The sequence below is a fragment of the Spirillospora sp. NPDC052269 genome, assembly GCF_040679435.1.
GTDB lineage: Bacteria > Actinomycetota > Actinomycetes > Streptosporangiales > Streptosporangiaceae > Spirillospora.
In genome coordinates this window covers 38,618-59,921 of record NZ_JBFAUU010000004.1, presented here as the reverse complement: position 1 = coordinate 59,921, position 21,304 = coordinate 38,618, and the positions used below count along the sequence as shown (strand labels likewise).

The 21,304-nt window shown below is 67.2% G+C and carries 11 protein-coding genes; 10 read left to right on the top strand and 1 reads right to left on the bottom strand.

Annotated features, from left to right (window positions below):
- The first annotated feature begins 99 nt into the window (after positions 1–99).
- The 9 genes from pglX (at position 100) to AB0L06_RS09160 (ending at position 19,059) form a co-directional block, all read left to right on the top strand.
- Positions 100–3,687, top strand: a complete 3,588-nt coding sequence (gene pglX, locus AB0L06_RS09200; protein ID WP_500230430.1) for a BREX-2 system adenine-specific DNA-methyltransferase PglX — start codon at positions 100–102, stop codon at positions 3,685–3,687.
- A 33-nt stretch (positions 3,688–3,720) separates the two neighbouring features.
- The gene (gene pglY / locus AB0L06_RS09195) at positions 3,721–7,608 is read left to right on the top strand and encodes a BREX-2 system ATPase PglY (protein ID WP_500230429.1); all 3,888 of its coding nucleotides are present in this window, start codon (positions 3,721–3,723) and stop codon (positions 7,606–7,608) included.
- On the top strand, positions 7,608–10,457 hold the full coding sequence (gene pglZ / locus AB0L06_RS09190) for a BREX-2 system phosphatase PglZ (protein ID WP_500230428.1): 2,850 nt from the start codon (positions 7,608–7,610) through the stop codon (positions 10,455–10,457). Before pglY ends, pglZ begins: the two co-directional genes overlap by 1 nt.
- Positions 10,458–10,481: 24 nt before the next feature.
- The gene (gene brxD / locus AB0L06_RS09185; RefSeq protein WP_500230427.1) at positions 10,482–11,855 is read left to right on the top strand and encodes a BREX system ATP-binding protein BrxD; all 1,374 of its coding nucleotides are present in this window, start codon (positions 10,482–10,484) and stop codon (positions 11,853–11,855) included.
- Positions 11,855–13,951 carry a DEAD/DEAH box helicase gene (locus tag AB0L06_RS09180; protein ID WP_500230426.1) on the top strand — a complete coding sequence of 699 codons (2,097 nt, stop codon included), beginning with the start codon at positions 11,855–11,857 and terminating at the stop codon, positions 13,949–13,951. The genes brxD and AB0L06_RS09180 overlap by 1 nt, the downstream gene beginning before the upstream one ends.
- A gap of 55 nt (positions 13,952–14,006) precedes the next feature.
- Positions 14,007–15,257: an AAA family ATPase gene (locus AB0L06_RS09175; RefSeq protein WP_500230425.1), complete on the top strand. Its 1,251-nt coding sequence runs from the start codon at positions 14,007–14,009 to the stop codon at positions 15,255–15,257.
- Complete coding sequence (locus AB0L06_RS09170; protein WP_500230424.1) at positions 15,247–16,215, top strand: hypothetical protein; 969 nt, start codon at positions 15,247–15,249, stop codon at positions 16,213–16,215. The genes AB0L06_RS09175 and AB0L06_RS09170 overlap by 11 nt, the downstream gene beginning before the upstream one ends.
- Positions 16,216–16,224: 9 nt before the next feature.
- Positions 16,225–17,958 (top strand): DUF262 domain-containing protein, encoded by a 1,734-nt coding sequence (locus tag AB0L06_RS09165; RefSeq protein WP_500230423.1) that lies wholly within the window; start codon positions 16,225–16,227, stop codon positions 17,956–17,958.
- 609 nt (positions 17,959–18,567) lie between these two features.
- The gene (locus tag AB0L06_RS09160) at positions 18,568–19,059 is read left to right on the top strand and encodes an ATP-binding protein (RefSeq protein ID WP_500230422.1); all 492 of its coding nucleotides are present in this window, start codon (positions 18,568–18,570) and stop codon (positions 19,057–19,059) included.
- A gap of 78 nt (positions 19,060–19,137) precedes the next feature.
- On the opposite strand, the gene AB0L06_RS09155 is transcribed toward AB0L06_RS09160, so the two are convergent.
- Positions 19,138–20,091 (bottom strand): helix-turn-helix transcriptional regulator, encoded by a 954-nt coding sequence (locus AB0L06_RS09155; protein ID WP_500230421.1) that lies wholly within the window; start codon positions 20,089–20,091, stop codon positions 19,138–19,140.
- Positions 20,092–20,152: 61 nt separating this feature from the next.
- Between AB0L06_RS09155 and AB0L06_RS09150 the strand changes: the two genes are divergently transcribed.
- Positions 20,153–21,289 carry an epoxide hydrolase family protein gene (locus tag AB0L06_RS09150; RefSeq protein ID WP_500230420.1) on the top strand — a complete coding sequence of 379 codons (1,137 nt, stop codon included), beginning with the start codon at positions 20,153–20,155 and terminating at the stop codon, positions 21,287–21,289.
- Positions 21,290–21,304 lie beyond the last annotated feature (15 nt).

The following is a 21,304-nucleotide window of genomic DNA, read 5'->3' as shown; positions in this document are numbered from 1 at the left end:
GCCGTTCGTCCTTCTCAATCACCAGAATTCGTCAGATGCTGTGGATAGCCTGTGGGGTTCGTAGGTACTCAGCACTCCACAGGTGATCGGACGGCCCACGTGATCGATCGCAAGACCCTGCTCGCGGACCTGAAGAAGCAAGTCCAGGCTTTCGAGAAGGATCTGAGGCAGCAGGTCAAAGCGCTGCCGGAGACCGGCACCAGGCTTCGGGCGGAATACGATCAGGCACGCAAAATCGGCCGCACCGCCGACACATGGAACTCCTGGCTGGGCGAACGCATTACGCAGGTGGCCGCAGCCTGGGTGCTCGGCTCGGTCTTCGTCCGTTTCTGCGAAGACAACCGCCTGATCCCCGAGCCCTACCTCGCGGCCCCCGAGCCGGACCGATTCGACCTCGCCCGCGCCCGCTACGAGGCGTACGTGGAAGAGAACGACGATCCGACCTACCGAGGCTGGCTGGAGCACGCCTTCGCCGAGATCGGCGAAGGCCAGGCCGGAAAGTTGCTCTTCGACCGAGCACACAACGCCCTCTACCAGATCCCGATCAGCCACGACGCGGCCGGCGACCTGATCACCTTCTGGAAGACGCGGGACGACGAGGGCACCCTCGTTCATGACTTCACTGACCCGCTGAACGACGACGGGACCGCGGGCTGGGGCACTCGCTTCCTCGGCGACTTGTACCAGGATCTCTCCGAATCGGCCCGCCAGACCTACGCGCTGCTCCAGACCCCGGACTTCGTCGAGGGATTCATCCTCGACCGCACCATGAATCCGGCGATTCGCGAATTCGGTTTCGAAGAGCTCAAGATGGTCGACCCGACCTGCGGCTCGGGCCACTTCGTCCTCGGCGCCTTTCAGCGACTCATCCGCCTGTGGAACGATCGCCCGTCAGGCCGAGATCGTCACGAACGAATTCGCGCTGCTCTGGACTCCGTCCATGGCGTCGACATCAACCCGTTCGCCATCGCCATCGCTCGCTTCCGCCTGCTGATCGCCGCAATGGCCGCCGCCGACATCCGCACTCTGGCCGAGGCTGCCAAGTACGAATGGCCCATCCACCTCGCCATCGGCGACTCCCTGATCAAGCACCGCCAACTCGAACTCACCCTCACCGACGAAGAAACCGGCGACCCGCTGGCCGCGTTCACCTACGCCACCGAGGACGTTCGCGACTACCCCGGGATCCTGAATCCAGGCCGGTACCACGTCGTAGTCGGAAACCCGCCATACATCACTGTCAAGGACAAGAAGCTCAACGGTCTCTACCGAGAGTTGTACGATGCCTGTTCCGGAACGTACGCACTCTCGGTGCCGTTCGCGCAACGCTTCTTTGAGCTGGCTCTGCATGATATTGACAACGACCGCTATGGCAGGGTTGGACAGATCACTGCCAATTCCTTCATGAAGAGGGAGTTCGGCGCCAAGCTCGTTGAGAATTATTTTGGCCACAAGGTCGAGCTGACTGAAGTGATCGATACTTCTGGAGCTTTCATACCTGGTCATGGCACCCCGACTGTGATTCTTGTGGGTACTCGGCGTTCAGGAAAATCTCGGGCATCCACGGTGCGCGCCATTCGAGGTGTACAGGGTGAGCCTGCCGCTCCGGCCGAAGGTGAGGTCGGATTGGTCTGGGCTGCGATCGTTGACCAGATCGAACTTCCGGGGACGACAAGCCGGTGGGTTTCCTGCGGCGACCTCGATCGCGATCGCTACTTCGCCAGCCACCCGTGGATCATGGTTGATGGTGGAGTTGAGATGATTGAGCGGATCGGCGAGGCCAGTGAGGCGACGCTGAAGCCGCGTTTGGATGCGGTGGGTAGAACGACCCACACTGGATTGGATGAGGCGTTCTACCTTGGACGGGCCGCTGCGAAGACGCGTGCCCTTGAAAATGCCTGTGTGCCGGTCATCCTGGGCGACGGGGTTCGGGACTACGTCATTACAGGATCCACCCTCACGATGTTCCCGTATGACGAGAAGGGCGTCAGGCGTGCCCCGACGGAGGGTGAGGTCAGATTCTTCTGGCCGCGTAGGATGGTTCTTGAGCGCCGTGTTGACTTCGGGGAGACTCCAGAAGAGCGTGGTCTGCGATGGTTTGATCACAGCATGTTCTTTCCTGGGAGATTTCGAAGCGAATTTGGCCTAGCCTTTTCTTTTGTGGCGACACATAATCATTTTGTGCTTGATAGGGGCGGGCGAGTTTTTAAACAGTCTGCCCCAGTGGTCAATCTGAAAAGCGAGGAGGGGAATGAGGGGGATTATCTTCGACTGCTCGGGGTGCTCAATAGTTCCACTTCCTGCTTCTGGCTCAAGATGGTCAGTCATGACAAGGGCATCCGTGGGGAGGGTGGTGGGTTTACTAGCGACGACTGGGAGCGATTCTACGAGTTCACCGGGACCAAGCTTCAGGAATTCCCCCTGCCGCGCGAATATTCAACGGCACTTGCGTCCGCGTTGGACAGCCTCGCGCAGGAGCTTGCGAAGGTGACGCCATCCGCTGTTGTTGCTTCTGAGGCGCCCAGCGTTTCGCCTCTTCGGGAGGCGCGGAAGCGGTGGGAGGCGTTGCGGGGGCGGATGATCGGGCTTCAGGAGGAGCTCGATTGGCACGTCTACTCGATCTACAGACTGCACCCGGAGGATCTGCGGGCTTCGGAGCAGGACGTCCCCGAGCTGGCGCTTGGGGAGCGGGCCTTCGAGATTGTGCTTGCTCGGCGCGTCGCAGAAGGCGAGGCTTCCGGCGAGTGGTTCAAGCGGCATGGGTCCACGCCGATCACCGAGATTCCTGCGCACTGGCCGGAGTCCTACAAGGAGACCGTCCGGAAGCGGATCGAGGCGATCGAGACCTCGCGAGCCATCGGGATGATCGAGCGGCCCGAGTACAAGCGGCGCTGGGCCACCGAAGGGTGGGATGCACTCCAGGAGAAGGCGCTGCGATCCTGGTTGCTCGACCGGATCGAGAAGCGGGAGCACTGGTTCGACGCCAATGACATGCCCGTCCTGGTCAACCTCTCCCGGCTGACCGACATGCTCTCCCGGGACGAGGACTTCGTCTCCGTGGCGAACCTCTACCGGCCGCGCGAGGAGCTCGCCAAGGTCGTCGCCGAGTTGATGGCCGACGAGCACGTTCCCTTCCTGGCTCCCCTCCGCTACAAGCCGTCCGGCCTGCGGAAACGGGACGACTGGGAGCACGTCTGGGACCTCCAGCGGCAGGAGGACGCCGCGCCCGACGAGATGGCCAAGCGCGACATCAGGAACACGATTCCCACCCCGCCCAAGTACGGCTCGGTCGACTTCCTCAAGCCGTCCTACTGGCGGGCTCGCGGCAAGCTCGATGTGCCCAAGGAGCGCTTCATCTCCTATTCGCCGGCCCTCGGTGTTCAGGCGAAGCTCTTCGGCTGGGCCGGGTGGGATCAGCGGGAGCAGGCGCAGGCGCTCGCGACCCACTTCACCAACCAGTCCCTCGGCCGCGAGGAGATCGCGCCTTTCCTGGCCGGGCTGCTCGAGCTACAACCTTGGCTGAAGCAGTGGCACGATGAGTTCCACCCGCTCTACAGCGGTTCCCCCGCCGCGTTCTTCGACGGTTACCGGCAGCAGGTCCAGGGCGAGCACGGCCTGACGGACGACGACCTGCGGAGCTGGAAGCCGGAGCCGGCGGCGCGGGGCCGCAAGGTGGCGAAAAAGTAACCGGAAGGCAGTGCCGGAAGGCAGGGAGTACAGATGGCACAGCAGCCGCCGCTGCTCCGCGAGCTCATCCCGATCAAAGAGTCGATCTCCACCTCGGACTACGTGCTCAAGCTGGCCGAGGCGACGACTCCCGAGGGGGTCGGGCAGGCGCTCGAGAACTACGTGCTCACCGATCGCCTCCGCCAGAACTTCAACGAGGCTCTGGACGTCATCAGGGCGGCGGTGGAGGGCCACGCGTCCAAGGCCGCCTACCTGCACGGATCGTTCGGTTCGGGTAAGTCGCACTTCATGGCGGTGCTGTACGCGCTGCTGTCCCGCCATCCCAAGGCGTGGGGCGACCCCGACTTCGACCCGGTGCTGACACGGCACGAATGGCTCCAGACCGAGGGCAAGAAGTTCCTTCTGGTCCCGTACCACATGCTCGACGCCCAGTCGATGGAGCAGCGGGTGCTCGGCAAGTACGTCGAGCACATCCGCAGGCTGCACCCGGACGCGCCCATCCCGCAGGTGTACAAGACCGACGCCCTGTTCGAGGACATCCACAGGCTGCGCAAGAGCATGGGTGACGAGGCCGTCATCCGAGGTCTCGCCGCCACGGGCGACGGTGACGACGGCGAGGACGACTGGGGCGACGCGTTCGCCTGGACGCCGGAACTGCTCGATGCGGCCATGTCCGCCGAGGAGTCCTACGACGAGGAAGCCAAGCTCGAACTGCTCGAGCCCTCCACCCCGTCGGAACTGCGCGCGAAGCTGGTCCAGGACGCCTCCATCCACCTCCTGCCGGGGTTCGCCAAGAAGGCGGCCGAAGACCAGCAGGGCTTCATCTCCCTCGACCGGGGCCTGTCGGTGATCGCCGCCCACGCCAAGGACCTCGGGTACGACGGGCTGGTCCTGTTCCTGGACGAGTTGGTGCTGTGGCTCGCCACCCGCATCCATGACCAGAAGTTCGTGGCCCGCGAGGCCGGAAAGATCACGAACCTGGTCGAGGGCGGGGACGCGCGCCGGGCGATTCCGATCGTGTCGTTCATCGCCCGCCAGCGCGACCTACGGGAACTGGTCGGCGAGGAGGCGTCCGGGGCGGCCGAGGCAGCGATCCAGGACACACTGAACCTGGCCTCCGGCCGCTTCGACAAGATCACGCTGGAAGACCGCAACCTCCCGCAGGTGGCGCACGCGCGGCTGCTCACCCCCTTCGGCGGCGACAACGGCGAAGCCGCGCAGCAGGTCAACGCGGCGTTCGAGCGGACCAAGGCCCTCGGCCCGAACGTCTGGGACACCCTGCTCGGCTCGGACAAGAGCACCACGGGCGCCGATGAGGAGTCGTTCCGGCTCACCTACCCGTTCTCACCCGCCTTCATGGACACGCTCGTCCACATCTCGTCGGCGTTGCAGCGGTCCCGGACCGGTCTGAAGCTGATGGGCGAGCTGCTCGCGGCAGGCCGCGAGCAGCTGCGACTGGGTGACCTGATCGCGGTCGGCGACCTCTATCCCGTGATCGCCAAGGGCGGCGACAAGCCCTTCGTCGACGACCTCGAGGTCGTCTTCTCCGCCGCCGACAAGCTCTACAAGAACAAGCTCCGGCCCTACCTGCTCAACGCTCACGAGGTCACCGAGGACGACGTCCAGCGGTACCTGCACGCCCCCGATGCCATCACCGACGCCGGCCTCGCCCAGCGGTGCAAGCTGTTCGTCGGGGACAACCGGCTCGTCTGCACGCTGCTGCTCTCGGCGCTCGCCCCGAGCGTCCCGGCGCTGAACGACCTGACGCTCCGCCGCCTCTACGCGCTCAACCATGGCTCGGTCGTCGCGCCGATCCCCGGCAGCGAGGCCGGGATCATCAAGAGCAAGATCGCCGAATGGGCGGCCCGGTTCCCGGAGATCAAGCCGACCGGAACGCCCGCCAACCCTGGCGTCCGGCTGGAACTGACGGGTGTGGACGTCGACTCCGTCATCGCCAACGCCAGGGTCAACAACACCCCGGGCAACCGCACCGCGCTGGCCCGCCGCCTGCTCATAGAGGAGCTGGGCGTCCAGCACACCGACGGCCGGTTCGGTGGCGACGAGCTGCACCTGGTCTGGAAGGGGTCCCAGCGCACGCTCGAAGTCCTCTTCGGCAACGTCGCCGACGAGGACGAGATGCCCGACCACGACCTGGTTCCGCACATCGAGGGGCAGTGGCGGATCGTGGTCGACCTGCCGTTCGACGAGACCAACTACGGCCCCGTCGAGGACGTCAACCGCATCCACAAGCTCAGGGAGAAGCAGCGCGATCCGTCCCGGACCCTCGCGTGGCTTCCCACCCACCTGTCGGCGCAGCGCTACGAGGACTTCCAGCGCCTGGTCATCATCGACCGGGCGCTGGCGGACGAGCAGCGGTTCGCCACGCAGTACGCGGCCAACCTCAACGCCGACAACCGCCAGCGCGCCAAGGGCCTGCTGGAGAGCCAGCGTGAGGCTCTGACCACGCAGCTCAAGGACGCGTTCAAGCAGGCGTACGGGCTCAAGACCAAGGACGCGGCGCACGTCCAGGTGGACTTCGACCAGCACTTCCAGCCGCTCCCCGACAACCTGCCCGACCTGAAGGTCCAGTTCGGGCAGTCGATGCGGGAGGCGATCCGGCACATCGCGGGCCGGCTGCTGGAAGCCCAGTTCCCCGCGCACCCCGATCTCGATCCGGACGGCACCGGCACGGCCGTGCGTCCGGCCGACGCGAAGACCGTCTTCGGATACGTCCGGGCCGCCGCCGAAGCGCGGGACAGCCAGGTCGAGGTCCCTGCCAAGGACCGCAAGCTGATGGTGCGGCTGGTCGAACCGCTCCGGCTCGGCACGCAGCGGGAGGCGTACTTCAAGCTGTCCCATCACTGGGCCGACCACTTCCGGATGAGGGCCAGCAACGAGGGCGTCCCGGGCGACCTCAGCCTGATCAAGCTGCTGGACTGGATCGACCAGCCGCATTCCTGGGGACTGGACGCGTTCCTGGGCCACCTGGTCGTCGCGTCGTTCGCCGAGATGGACGACCGGGTCTGGGTGCGGGCGGGTTCCCCGCTCATCCCCGCGCCGGAACTGGGGCAGGTCAAGAGCGGTGACGCCCTGCGCACCCAGCCGCTGCCCAGCGAACGTGACTGGGATGCCGCGGGGCAGCGGTTCGAAGCGATCTTCGGCAGGCAGGCTCCGCAGCTGCTGCGTGGACGGCTCGTGAACCAGCTCGCCCGGCAGATCACCGAGGAGGCCAGGGCACACCGGAGCGGGGCCGACGACCTGGTCCGCGAGCTTGAGGAGCACGCCGCCTTCCTCGGACTGGACGAGACCGACGACAGCGGCAGGCTTCAGGTCGCGCGCCGCTCCGTGGAGCTGCTGAAGGCCCTGGAATCGGCCGCGCAGGGCACTGCGGCAGCGAAGAAGACGGTCGAGACCTTCGCCCGCTTCGACCTCGGCGAACTCTCCGCCGACCGCTACGGAACCTCGATCAAGCGTGCCCACGAGGTCGCCCAAGCCCTGGCAGGTGCCTCATGGGACGTCATCGCGCTCGCTCAGGGGCAGGGGGCTGAGGGAGAGGCTCTGCTGGAATCCCTGCGCGGCATCGCCCGTGTGGACCAGCGGACGGCCGATCTCGTCGAGGCGCTCGAGGTGACCCGGCGGAAGGTCACGGCGTTGATCAAGCGTAACCAGCGCCCGGCCCCCACACCGGAACCGCGCATGCCGAAGCCGACGAGGCCGGGCGACGTCGACCTCGGCGGCGGCTCCAGCCACCCGCCCGTCCCGGAGGACGACCCTCCGCCGACCGGCGGGGGAACCAGGAAGGCCGCCACGTCGGGTACCCGCCGCGTCTCGGTGGCCGAGGCCGCGTCCGGCCTGGCGCGCGAACTCGCCGACCTGCCTTCGGACGCGACCATCGAGATCACTTGGCGGGTCGTGCGCTGATGTCCACCATCTCGACCGGCATCGGCGATGCCGAAGCTGTCGGCGGCGCCGTGCGGCTCACCGTTGCGACCGTCACGCAGTACCTGGCGTCGAGCAAGAGCCTGAACGATCGCCCGAAGCGCAGGGTCGTGCTGTTGCGGGCCGTCCCGGAGTGGGACGGTCCAGGCGGACTCACCTGGGGAAGTGAGCAGCAGGCCCAGGTCGTTCCGGCGCCGTCGCCGCTTGCGATCCACGAGCTCATCCTTGGGCACCTCGGGCGGGACGATGGCCCGCCGATGCTGGTGGTGTTGACCGACCGGGAGGAGAGCGAGCTCGATCCCGCGATCCTCGCCCGTGCGCACAGGCAGCGGGTCGAGAGCGTCGACAACTGGAACCTCGTGCTGGAGACGTTCGGTGCCGACCAGCGTGATCCCCGGCTGCGGGCGGAAGGCTGGGCCGCCGAGGCACTTCTGGACGCCACCCCTCCAGGCGGCTGGCCTCGGCTGGCGGGCACCGTGTTGTCTCGGCGCACCGCACTGTCGGCACTGGTGATGCGGCGGTTGCGGCTCGGCCGCTATGACACCGATGGGAACGAACCGCTGACCGGGGCGGCGGGTGGCGATGCCATCGACACCCACCTGTTGTTTCACTGGTCGCTCGTCCCGTCCGGGCCGGACCGGCTGCGCGCTCTGCGTCGTCCCGAACGTGAAGGGCTGATCCGCTTCCTGAGCGAGGAGGAGCAGGCCGGAGCCGCCGGACGCATCCTGTGCGCACTCGTCGAGGCCGACCACGGCCCGGACGCGGTGCCGTTCGGGCTTCTTTGCGCGGCGCTGTGGCTGGATGCCCCTGCCGACACCGACACCTATCAGGCACGCGGCCGGATCGAACGATGGCTGGGAGATCCGCCGCCGGTCACCGGTGAGGCTCTGGACGCCCACTTGAACCGGTTCGGCAGGTCCTGCCTGGAGTTCGTCACCAGTCTTTTGGCAGTCGGCCGCTCCGGCGACGGGGAGACCGGCCGTGCGGCCAGGCGGGCCACCGACCAGATTCTTGGACGGGCCTCCGAACTCTCCAGGCAGCTGGGGATCGGGCAGGTGCGGCACAGCACGGTGTTGCCCGAGGGACTGAACGAGCGTTTCACCGCGCTGGGCCGAGCCCTGCGCGCGGGAGATCTCGCGGCGGTCATCGGCTGCCTGAATGCGTTGGAGGAGCACCAACTGGCCGTCGGTCGCGACGCCCGGGTGCGCATCGAACGAGCGCGGATGGCCGTCCGGCTCACCCACTGGCTCGCTACGTCCCCGGCTACCGAAGTGCCGACCGTCGCAGCCGCGATCGACCGGCATATGACCGAGACCGGCTGGGTCGACCAGGCGCTCGACCACATCGAGGCCGGCGGCGACCCTGATCCCGTGCTGAAATCCGCCTACGACCGGCTCGGTGAGCGGATACGCGAACAGCGCCGCGAACTCGACCGCTCCTTCGCCCGCGTCTTGGCCGCTTGGACCTCTGCGGGCACCGACCCCGGGACGATGCTCACCGTGGAGACGTTCCTTCCGAGGGTCGTCAAACCGGTGGTGAGCGGCAAGACCACACGACGGATCCTGCTGCTGGTTCTGGACGGCATGAGCGCGGCCATCGCGGCCGAGCTCGCCGAGGAACTGCGCCGGGACTGGGCCGAATACGACCCGGTGCCCGACGACTCCGGCAAGCCCCCGCGGCGGCGGGCGATGGCGGCGGCCCTGCCCACACTGACGGCGGTCTCCCGGACGTCGCTGTTCGCCGCCGAGCTGAGCAGGGGAGGCCAGGCCGACGAGAAGCGGATCTTCCCTCTGCACAGGTTCTGGGGCGGCGCGAAGGCCGCCGTCTTCCACAAGGACGACCTGCGCGGCGAGTCGGCCGGAGCGCCGTACGGCCGGGCGCTGACCGAAGCCCTGGACGACGGTTCCAGCCACGTCGCGGTCGTGCTGAACACCATTGACGACCGGCTCGCCAAGGAACAGAAGCTCGGCGACGCCACCTGGCGGCTCGACCACATCGGTGAGCTGCGGGAACTGATGCGAGAAGCCGCCGAGCGCGGCATGGCGGTGCTCCTCACCAGCGATCACGGCCATGTCGTGGACCGTCGTGGCGTCCGGCTCGACGCCGCGAACGCCGCTTCGGCACGACACCGGCTGCCCGGAGGGACGCTCTCCGACGGCGAGATCCCGCTGTCCGGACCGCGTGTGGTCGAGGACGCCCCCGGCGGCGAGATGGTCGCGTTGTGGGATCGCGACCTTCGGTACACGGCGCAGAAGGCGGGCTACCACGGCGGCGCCGCGTTGGCCGAAGTCGCCATCCCTGTGCTCGCCTTCCTGCCGTTCAAGGCCGCGCCGCCGAAGGGGTGGCGGGAGCTGGGCGACCAGCGTCCCGAGTGGTGGCGACTCGAGCAAGAGCCCGCCGCGCCCGAGCGGATCGCCTCCAGTCGTACGCAAGGGGAGCCGTTCGCGGTCAGGACGTCGTCCGACGCGCTGTTCGACCTGGAACCCGAACCGCGCGACGGCGCGCCGCCGGAGGCCGCCTCGCCGGCGGATTCTCTCGCGTCCGCACTGCTCGCCTCCGACGTCTTCAACGATCAGTTGAAGCTGGTGGCGCGCAAGCCGCCGCTCGCCAAGATCGAGACGGCCGTGCGGGCGCTGCTGGATTCCGGCACCCTGCCCGTCACCGCCCTGGCGCAGCGGGTCGGCTATCCGGTCGAGCGCGCGGACGGCTTCGCCGCCGTCCTCGCCCAGCTGCTCAACTACGACGGGGTGCAGGTGCTGGAGAGCCTGCCCGACGGCCGCACGCTGCGGCTCGACACCGCCCTGCTCCGCGACCAGTTCGAGCTGCGATGACGCCGTGCTGGAACACTGGTGCCCGTGAGTAGCGCACGACCCGACAGCAGCGGATCCGACAGCGCCCGAGCCGATGGCGCCCGGCCCAACGGCGTCCGGTCCAGCCAGGTCAGCGCCGTCCGGCGGCGGGCCGTCATCGATGCTCTCCGGCGCGGGGCGGTGCCGGAGAGCGGGCTGGACCTGCTCGCCACAGGGCTCGACCGCTTCGAGGCCGCCCTCGGTGCGGAGCTGGACGCGGTCGCCTCCGGCGGATCGGTCTTCAAGGCCGTCCGCGGCGAGTACGGCTCCGGTAAGACGTTCTTCACCCGATGGCTGGGAGAACGTGCGAAACGCCGCAACTTCGCGGTGGCCGAGATTCAGATCTCCGAGACCGAGACGCCGCTGCACCGGTTGGAGACCGTCTACCGGCGGCTCACCGAACGGCTGACCACCACCAGTTTCCCGCCGAGCGCGCTGCGGCCCGTGGCGGACGCGTGGTTCTACGCGCTGGAGGAGGACGCCCTGGCCGCCGGGGCCGCCGAGAACGACCTCGCGGGCGAGGTGGACCGGCTGATGACCGCGCGCCTCACGGAGGTGTCCCGGCACGCACCGTCGTTCGCCACAGCCTTGCGCGGCTACCGCTCGGCGCTCGGCGCGGGTGACGAGGCCACCGCCTCCGCCGTTCTGGCCTGGCTCGGCGGGCAGCCCCACGTCGCCGCCGCCGCCCGCCGGGCCGCCGGGGTTCGAGGAGACCTCGACCATTTCGGGGCGCTCGGCTTCCTCCAAGGGCTGCTGACCGTCCTCCGGGACAGCGGCCATCCCGGCCTGCTGGTGGTGCTCGACGAGGTCGAGACGCTGCAACGCGTCCGCTCTGACGCCAGGGACAAGGCGCTCAACGCGCTGCGCCAGCTCATCGACGAGGTCCACGCGGGCCGGTTCCCGGGTCTCTACCTGGTGATCACTGGGACGCCCGCGTTCTACGACGGTCGGCAGGGCGTCCAGCGTCTGGCGCCGCTCGCGCAGCGGCTCGCCACCGACTTCACCACGGATCCGAGGTTCGACAATCCGCGGGCCGTCCAGGTCCGTTTGCAGGGCTTCACCCTGGAGTCGCTGACCGGTCTCGGCATCACCATCCGCGACCTGTACGCCGCGGGCGCTGACGCCCCCGAACGTCTCACTTCGCTCGCGGACGACACCTACATCGCCGATCTCGCACGGGCCGTCGGCGGTGCGCTCGGCGGCAAGGTAGGCGTAGCGCCACGGCTGTTCCTCAAGAAGCTCGTCGGCGACGTGCTCGACCGCATCGACCAGTTTCCCGATTTCGACCCCCGCGTTCACTACACACTCACCGTGTCCGGCACCGAGCTCACCGACGTGGAACGGAACCTCACGGCGGACGACGTCGACCTGGACGTGTGATGGAACGGCTGCACCCGGTCGTCCTTCACCACATCGTGAACAGCCTCGGATGGCCGGACCTGCGTCCGCTGCAACGCCGGGCCGTCGCGCCGATCCTCGACGGCGAGGACGTCCTGCTGCTGGCTCCGACCGCGGGCGGCAAGACCGAGGCTGCGGTCTTCCCGATCCTTACCGCGATGGCCCAACAGCAGTGGACCGGGGCATCCGTGCTCTACCTCTGCCCGCTCAAGGCGCTGCTCAACAACCTCGCCCCCCGCATCGACCAGTACGCCCAATGGCTCGGCCGAAGCGCCGGACTCTGGCACGGCGACACCCGCGAATCGGCGCGTCGGCGCATCCGCCTCGTCCCTCCGGACATCCTGCTGACCACGCCCGAGTCGCTGGAGTCGATGCTCATCAGTCACAAGACCGACCACGACCAGGTACTCGGCGGCGTCCGCGCGGTCGTCATCGACGAGGTGCACGCCTTCGCGGGCGACGACCGAGGCTGGCATCTGCTCGCCGTCCTCGAACGACTGACCAGAGTCACGGGCCGTCCCATCCAGCGGATCGGCCTGTCGGCGACCGTGGGAAATCCTCACCGGCTGTTGTCATGGTTGCAGGGTGCTGCCGCTGGGGCCCGATCCGCCAGGGTCGTCGCGCCTGAGACGGTGACCCAGAAAGCACCCGTCGCGGCGCGGATCGAGCTCGACTTCGTCGGCTCCATCGAGAACGCGGCCAAGGTCATCGCCTCGTTGCACCAGGGGGAGAAGCGTCTGGTGTTCTGTGACTCGCGTAGCCAGGTCGAGCAGCTGGGCGCGGCGCTGCGAGCCCGGGACGTCACCGCCTTCCTGTCCCACGCCTCATTGTCGGCCGGGGAACGACACCGATCGGAACAGGCTTTCGCGGAGGCCCGGGACTGTGTGATCGTCTCGACGTCCACGTTGGAACTCGGCATCGACGTCGGCGATCTGGACCGTGTGATCCAGATCGATTCCCCCGCAACCGTGGCATCGTTCCTGCAACGCCTCGGCCGCACTGGCCGCCGGTCGGGCACCGAACGAACCTGCCTGTTCCTGGCCACCAAAGAGAACGCACTTCTTCAAGCAGCGGGACTGCTGCTGCTGTGGGGGTGCGGATGGGTCGAGGACGTGGTGGCCCCGCCCGCACCGCGTCACCTGGTCGCACAGCAGATCCTGGCCGTCGCACTCCAGGAGCATCGTCTCGGGAACAGGGAATGGGCGACGCAGTGGAACGGGCTGTCCCCTTTCGATCGGTCGGGTGAACCGATCCTGCGACACCTGCTCGCGGAAGGCTTCCTGGACGAGGACGACGGCATGGTGTTCATCGGTCCGGAGGCGGAGAAGCGGTTCGGCCATCGTCATTTCATCGAACTGACCGCATCTTTCACAGCGCCGCCCCAGTTCACGGTCCTGTCGGGTCGCTCGGAGATCGGCCGCACCGACCCCTCCGTGCTCACCGAGGACCGTCCGGGCCCACGACGCCTCCTGCTGGCCGGGCGGACCTGGCAGGTCACCTACATCGACTGGAAGCGGCGACGTTGCTTCGTGGAGCCGGCCGAAGGTGGCGGCATCGCGAAGTGGACCTCCGGGGGCATCGCGGGTCTCTCTTTCGAACTTGCCCAGGCCATGCGCGACGTTCTCCTTGGTGCGGACCCGCCTGTGGAACTCACCCGGAGGGCCGCCGGGAAGTTGGCGCTTCTGCGGTCGGAACGGGCACCTGGTTCGGTTCACCCGGCCGGACCGGTCATCACCCGCGCGGGGACGGACGTTCGTTGGTGGACATGGGCCGGGTATCGCGCGAATGCCGTTCTGACCGCGACCTTGTCGTCAGTGACCGATCCCGTTCAGCGGCCCACGGACCTGTTCGTGCGGCTTAGGGATGACCTGACGCCGGAGATGTGGGCGGCAGCGCGCACCGACGCCCCGCTCGTCCTGCCCGACGTCGACGCCCGGGCGGTCCGGGGCCTGAAGTTCGCGGCGGCCCTGCCCGCTCACCTTGCGGTCGCGACGGTGGCGGCCCGGCTAGCCGACCTCGATGCTGCAGCGAAGACTCTCGGCGAGACCACCCGTTTCATTACCGTCCCTCGCTCGTGAGGCAAGGCCGGAAAGCACTGACGGCGCCGGGGTCTTCCCGGTTAGAGTGACCCGCATGGCCTTGGTGCGCATGGCGGTGGAGAACTACCGTTCCTTCAGAGAACGGCAGGAGATCGAGCTGCGGCCGATCACGGTCATCCTGGGTAAGAACAACTCGGGGAAGAGCGCCCTCACGCGCCTGCCGCTCATTCTTGAGACCGGCCTCAACACAAACTCTCGCCTCCCTCTCGACCTCGACATGCTCGGCGATGATCCGCCTGATTTCTTGGATCTCGTCCACGGGCGCAGTGTGCATCGTCCGTTGCGTCTGGGGTTGACCGTGGCGAGTGCAAGGCAAAAATACGAGCTGAACGCCACAATTCAGAACGTTGATGAAAAGAAGACTCAGTTCATCACGGATATGGAGATCAGTCGGGACGGACAGGCGTTCCGGTTGGCGTGGGAGCCGGCAGAGGGAGACGATTCGTATGAGGTCACCTCGAACGGCGGTCCGCCTGAAATCCATGAGCTGACGTTCAAGGGGTTGGTTCCCCTTCCCATTTCGCGGGACGCGGGGAAGAACTGGCCGGGCCCCCTGGAGTTCACCGGCCCGGACGGGATCGACTGGATCCGTTACCTGGGCCCGTACCGGCAGCGCCCCGCGCGGCTCACCCGCCTTCCCTCCCGGATGGCCGCGGAGGTCGGTACCGCGGGCGAGAACGCCGCCGGGATGCTCGTCAACGATCACGTTCGGGGCGAGCGAACCCTGATCGACCGGGTCAACGAGCTGCTCGGGGACAGCCTGATGGGATGGCGCCTGGAGGTCGAGCCTCAGGGCCCGCTTTATGCGGTGAACCTCCGATCCTCCGCGAACCCCGACCTCATGGTGAACCTTCTCGACTCCGGCACCGGTGTGGCCCAGGTGCTCCCGCTGCTCGTCCAGCAGGCACAGGGCACGACTCGGTCGCGTTCTCCGGTGCTCCAAGTCATCGAGGAGCCCGAACTTCACCTCCACCCCTCGTTCCACGCCCTTCTCGCTGACCTGTTCCTCGCGTCGGCCAGGGGAGGGACGAGATTTCTGATCGAGACGCATAGTGAGACACTGCTGCTTCGGCTGCGGCGTCGTATTGCCGAGGGGAAGGTCACTCCCGACAAGGTCGCGGTCTATTTCGTCGAGCATAGAGCCGGTGAGTCTCGCGCCCGCCGAATCCATATCGACGAGTTCGGCAATCTGGACTACTGGCCGGAAGGTGTCTTCTCCGAAGACTTCGAGGAGACCAAGAAGCTGGCCGAGGCACAGTTCTCCAGGGACCACAATGAAAGTTGAGCTCTCACCCGACGTCTTTACAGACGAGTGCTTCGAACTGATCGCCGCGTTGGTCCGGTATTTTGCCGTGGGCAGGCACGAGTGGCGTGTTGACGTGTCGCACCTTCCCCTTGCGGAGGGGTACTTCCGGGAGCACGTTCCGAAGCGGGCACCGACCTGGAGCGACCTGGCGCGCAAGGGGCTGGTCAGCGGGGCGTGGACGTCCCACACATCCGGGCGCGGTGCTGTGACCGTCACGCGCGAGACTCTGGAAGACCACGTCCACGACCTTGGACTGGCCGCACGGCTCGTCGTGGAGAACCGGGAGGCGGACGGCGCGTTCGTGCTCGCCCTCGCCCACGTCTTTGATCCTGGACGACTCGTCGAGGCCGTCGAACGCGGGTGGTTGAAGATCGTTCAGGGGGGAGGCAGCGGTGAGGTCCCCAAGGTCGTCCGGAACGAGCAGGAGGAGTTCAGGCGGAGGAGCCGGGTGACGTTCCTGCTGGACGGTGACAGGTTGACCCCGGGTGTGCGCTCCAAACACCAGGCGGTCGCCGACGAACTCCGCGAGGTCGGCGCCCAGGGGCACGTACTGCGCTTCCGTGAAGTCGAGAACTACATACCCAACCGCGTCCTGGCAGCCGTGAGCGTGCCGGCTCCCCGTCGCGGCCTGGATGAGCGGATCAAGTGCCTGAAGACGCTCACCCATGACCAGCGTGCCCATTTCGACATGAAGAAAGGGTTCGCCGACCGCAAGAGGGAGCGGGTCGAGATCCACTCAGAGCAGCAGGAGCTCTATGGTTCGCTACCGGAGTCCATCCAAGTTGGTCTCCGGTTGGGGTTCGGTGATGGCCTCACGATCCTCCTGCTGCGCGAGGCAGAAGCAGGCAAGATCACCGAGTCCGACTTCGACGCGCTTGGTCCGGCGGTGTGTGACGAGCTGCGAGCGATCCTCAACCTGTTGTACGAGATCCTCTAGGGAGAGGTCATGGCCACCGATCGTGACGAGCGCGGACTGAGTGGTCTCCAGGGATACGAGGGAACCGGCGGGGAGATCGACGTCCGTCCGGAAGTGAACCTGCTGGAGACCTACCTAGGGGATGTTCGCAAGGGGCAGTTGCGGATCCCGAAGTTCCAGCGGCCGTTCGTCTGGCGACCCGACCAGATGCTCGACCTGTTCGACAGTATCGAGCGGGGCTATCCCATCGGGAGTCTGCTGCTTTGGGAGACCGATCTCGAGCTGGAGAGCCTGGATCACGTCGGCGGTCTGCACGTGCCCACCGCGCCGCGTGAGCTGGTGACCTACGTGCTCGACGGGCACCAGCGAATTTCCACGCTCTTCTCATGCCTCTATCTGTCCGAGGTTGAGGACCTGGTCGACGATGATGACTCTCCGCCCTGGCTGTGGCGGATCTACCGCATTCTCGGCCAAGGGGACACCAGGGCCAACAGGTACGTGCACTGGAAGCAGGCGGGGCCGCCGCCGCCCAACTATCTTCCGGTGAGTGCGGTCCGCAGGACGCTCGATTTCCTCTCTTATGCGCGCACTCTTGCGAAGACCTATGAGGGTCAGCGGCACGATGAGCTCATCGAAGAGGCCGAACGGGTGGCCCAGCGCATCAAGTCCTACAAGATCTCGGTCGTGACCCTGATGAGTGGGAGCCTTGCACAGGCGGTGGAGGTCTTCTCCCGCGTCAACAGCAAGGGCCAGGCGATGAGCCCCGACCAGATGGTCTCGGCGCTCACCTACAAGGGTGGCGGCGAGGAGAGCCTGGCCAACCGTATAGACGCGATCCTTGAACGCATCGCGGAGGACGGCTTCGGGGAGATCAATTCCACGACCGCTTTCCGCGCGGTGCTCGCGGTCGCAGGAGAGGAAGAGGTCACCGGAGCCCGGTGGGACGTGCTGGCCCGACGTGTGGAGGGGCGTGTCTCGCAGGCCGTCGTGGACACCGACCGGGCGCTTTCCCTGGCCGTGGAGTTTCTCCGAGACCGCGTGGGGGTTCCGCTGGCGAGACTCGTGCCCTACAACAACCAACTCATGCTGCTCGTGCTGTTCTTCCACCTGTGCCCGAACCCGTCCGACGAACAGGTCGAGGGACTGACTCGTTGGTTCTGGATCACATCCTGGTCCGGCCAGTTCGCGAGCATGAACTCCACGAGCAGCAGGCAGTCCATTCAGGACATGCGTGCGTTCGCGATCGGTCAGAAGGAGATACGGGACTTCAGCGGCGGCCAGGGCATGTTCGACTTCGCAGATCAGCGGCCGCGTCCGTTCCCGGACCGGTTCGACCTCCGCAGCGCGCGAGTTCGTGCCTACCTGCTGTGGGAGTTGCGCGAGTATCCGGTGAGATACAGCGTATCCGGAGCCGAGTACCAGGCCATCGAGGTGATTCGGAGATTGGATTCCGCCGCCTTCCGGCGTATCTCCAACACGCCGGGGATGGCCAACGGTTCGCACCCGGCCAACCGGATCGTGCTGGAACCCAACCGGGGAATGCCCTCGCGTGACTACATGACCGTGAGCCTCGGCAAGGCGCAGGCGAAAGACATTCTCGGCATCACGAAGGAAGCCCTCACGCTTCAGGCATCCGGAGCTGAGGAGGAATTCGTCAGCGTCCGGGGTTTCGAGCTCGCGAGGCAGGAAAGACGCTTTATTGAGAGCCTCGCGGCGACCACCAGCCCAAGCGACCACGGTGGCTCGGAGATCGACACCGAGTGAGTGAACGCCACGGGCCTGCCACCCTGCCACCTCGAGTGATCGGGTGACTATCTCCACCGTTCTGGCGCTGGACCATAGGGACTGAGGCCAGGAACGGATCCAGGTCGGAAGGCGCTGGCTCTGGGATGCGCGGTGGCTGGGGAGGATTGCGCGTTGGGTTGACCCTGGTCTGAGATCCGCAGTCCGGAAGATCGAGGCCGCTCAGAAACCCCGCCTGACCGCGCGGTCCAACCTCGCAGAGGAGGTGCCGCCATGGTAGACGCGCTTCGGGCGGCGAACGATGTGCTGGAGGTCCATCGTCGGTGACGTCGAATGTTCGCAGGCTTTTTTGAGCAGCTCGCGATTGTCGCTTCGCAGCTGAACTACTCGGACTCCGCCGCAATTTTGGTGCCGTGGGGCGGGTGAGTGGGGCTGTGCTGGTGATGGCGGGCGGTCTGCTGGTCGCGCTCGCGTGTGCGATGGCGCTGCTCTTCTGGGCCGTTCGGGTTTCGGGGACTGCCGGTGGTCAGCACAGTGCGGGGCGTCATCGGCGGGACGGAGGGCACGGTCGTGGGTGACGGTGCGTCGGAGGAGGGGCGTTTCTGGCACGTGCGAGGAGAGGGAGCGGGCATGCGGATCGGAGGGAACGGTGTGGCGCGACTGACCTGTCCGCGTGACTCGGCGGCGGACTTCCTGTGGGCTCCGGACGAGATGCGCTGGCGTCGCACGTTCGGCGGACGTCCCGACCAGGTGGCTGCCGCGCGCGAGTTCGCCCGGACGCTGTTCGCGGGGACTGAATGCCTGGACCTGGTCGAGTTCGCGGTCGGGGAGCTCGCCGCGAACACCCTGCGGCACACCCGGTCCGGCGAGGACGGCGGTTGGTTCGGCGTCGAGCTCGTTTATGACGACCCGGTCTACGTTGCGGTGACCGACAACGGCGGTTCGAGCGTCCCCACCATCAAGGAGCCCGACGACGTCTGGGCTGAGTCCGGACGTGGTCTGTGGGCGCTCTCCCAGCTCGCGGCCAAGATCGGCGTCGAAGGGTGCAGTCGTACCGGCCACCTGGTCTGGGTGGAGCTCCACCTGGACGAGTCGTCCGCCGACCCGCGCGGCACCTGGTAGCGCCAGCGTCGGACCGGGCTTCCGGCCGGTCGGTGGAGGTGGCTTCTGGGCCTCGCCGTCCGGCCGGGCAGCGGGTTTTTAGGGACGGGTTGCGGCTGTGCAGCGGCGGGCGAGGGTTTTGATCTGCTCGACCAGCTCCGGAGGATCGGTGACGGTGAAGTCGGTGTCGATGGACGTGATCATCCAGGACAGCGCCCACGGGGAGTCGGCGCCGACATGGAGCAGGCAGCTGGTGTCGTCGATCGCTTCCAGGACGCCCATGCCGGTCCAGATGCGGTCGGCCAGGTCGGCGGCCGAGCGGTGCAGGGTGACGGTGGCGCGGTAGGGCCACGCGCGCGAGGAGAGCCGGTTCGAGAGGTAGGTGACCACGTCCCCGTCCGGTGCCTCGCGGGGCGGGAAGCGCGGGCCGGTGGGTGTCCGGGCGTGCAGCCGGTCCACCCGGTAGGAACGCCAGTCCGCCGCCGTCGGGTCCCACGCGACCAGGTACCAGTGCCGGTTGAAGTTGACCACCGAGTGCGGTTCGACGTCCTTGGTCGAGCGGTGGCCCTGGAGGTTCGTGTACTCGAAGCGCAGCCGCTCGTGGCGGTGGCAGGCGTCGGAGAGGACGATGAGGGTGTTGGGTTCCACGCGCGGCGCGGTCGGCTCCACACGGACCAGGGAACGCTGCAAGCCCTGCAGGCGGTGTCGCAGTCGCGAGGGCATGACCTGCTCGAGTTTGGTGAGGGCGCGCAGCGCGGAGTCCTCGAAACCGGCGACGGTCCCGCCGGTCGTGGTGCGCAGGCCGACCGCGACGGCCAGGGCCTCCTCGTCGTCGAGCAGCAGCGGCGGCAGGGTGCTGCCCGCGGCCAGCCGGTACCCGGCCGTGCCCTGGACGGCGTCCACCGGATAGCCGAGTTCGCGCAGCCGGTCCACATCCCGGCGCACGGTCCGGGTGCTGACGTCGAGGCGTTCCGCCAGATCGCCGCCTGACCAGTCGCGGCGCATCTGCAGCAGGGACAGCAGGCGCAGGAGCCGAGCCGAGGTTTCGAGCATGGTCCAAGAATGCCACCGTCTTAGGAACGAACTTGTCCTAAGGGCTTCCTAGCTTGAGGGCATGACGAAGATCGTTCCCTTCCGCATCGACATCCCGGACGCCGACCTTGAGGATCTGAACCGGCGACTGGCCGCCACCCGCTGGCCAGAGGAACTGCCCGGCGTCGGCTGGACGCACGGCATCCCGACCGGCTACGTGCGGGAGCTCGCCGAGTACTGGCGCACCGGGTTCGACTGGCGGGCCCAGGAGGCCGCCCGGAACCGGTATCCGCAGTTCGCCACCGAGATCGATGGGCAGCGGATGCATTTCCTGCACGTCCGCTCGGCCGAGCCCGACGCGCTGCCGCTGGTCCTGGTGCACGGCTGGCCGTTCCAGGACTTCACCGCCACGATCGACGCGCTCACCGATCCGGCCGCGCACGGCGGTGCCCCGGAGGACGCCTTCCACCTGGTGATTCCGACGCTCCCGGGGTTCGGCTTCTCCGGCCCGACCCACGTGGCCGGCGAGGCGTCGACCGACCGAAGCGCGGAGCTCATCGCGAAGCTCATGGCGCAGCTGGGATATGAGCGCTATGGCGCACAGGGTGGCGATGCAGGCTCGTTCATCGCGCCGCGGCTGGGCCGCATCGACACCGACCATGTGGTGGGAGTCCACCTCAACGACCCGATCACCATCCCCTCCTGGGGCGATGACGGATCGGGGTACAGCGCGAGCGATCGGGAGAAGCTGGCGCAGTTGAAGGACTGGAGCAGCAAGCAGACCTCGGGCTATGCGGGTATGCAGGGCACCCGTCCGCAGACACTCGCGCCGGCGGTCGCCGACTCGCCCGCGGGCATGCTGGCGTGGGTGCTGGACGTGGTGAACACCTTCAAGGATCCCGCCAAGGCCACGCCGACGGACGCGATCGACCGCGACATGCTGATCGCCAATCTCTCGGTCCTGTGGTTCACCAACACCACCGGCTCGTCCATGCGGCTGTACAAGGAGTCCCAGCACTGGGGCGCGGAGCTTCCCGATTCCGGTGTTCCGACCGGCATCGCGCTCTTCCCGGGCAACAACACGATTCGCGGCATCGCCGAGAAGCAGAACACCGTGGTGCACTGGTCGGAGTTCGACCGCGGCGGCCACTTCGCGCCCATGGAGACCCCCGGCCTCGTGATCGGCGACCTGCGCGACTTCTTCCGCGGGCTCCGCTGACCCGGAGACGTCCCT

Excerpts from the sequence above, each read along its gene's own strand:
- pglY (WP_500230429.1), top strand. The coding sequence starts at position 3,721 with ATGGCACAGCAGCCGCCGCTGCTCCGCGAGCTCATCCCGATCAAAGAG.
- pglZ (WP_500230428.1), top strand. The coding sequence starts at position 7,608 with ATGTCCACCATCTCGACCGGCATCGGCGATGCCGAAGCTGTCGGCGGC.
- AB0L06_RS09180 (WP_500230426.1), top strand. The coding sequence starts at position 11,855 with ATGGAACGGCTGCACCCGGTCGTCCTTCACCACATCGTGAACAGCCTC.
- AB0L06_RS09175 (WP_500230425.1), top strand. The coding sequence starts at position 14,007 with ATGGCCTTGGTGCGCATGGCGGTGGAGAACTACCGTTCCTTCAGAGAA.
- AB0L06_RS09170 (WP_500230424.1), top strand. The coding sequence starts at position 15,247 with ATGAAAGTTGAGCTCTCACCCGACGTCTTTACAGACGAGTGCTTCGAA.
- AB0L06_RS09165 (WP_500230423.1), top strand. The coding sequence starts at position 16,225 with ATGGCCACCGATCGTGACGAGCGCGGACTGAGTGGTCTCCAGGGATAC.
- AB0L06_RS09160 (WP_500230422.1), top strand. The coding sequence starts at position 18,568 with ATGCGGATCGGAGGGAACGGTGTGGCGCGACTGACCTGTCCGCGTGAC.
- AB0L06_RS09155 (WP_500230421.1), bottom strand. The coding sequence starts at position 20,091 with ATGCTCGAAACCTCGGCTCGGCTCCTGCGCCTGCTGTCCCTGCTGCAG.
- AB0L06_RS09150 (WP_500230420.1), top strand. The coding sequence starts at position 20,153 with ATGACGAAGATCGTTCCCTTCCGCATCGACATCCCGGACGCCGACCTT.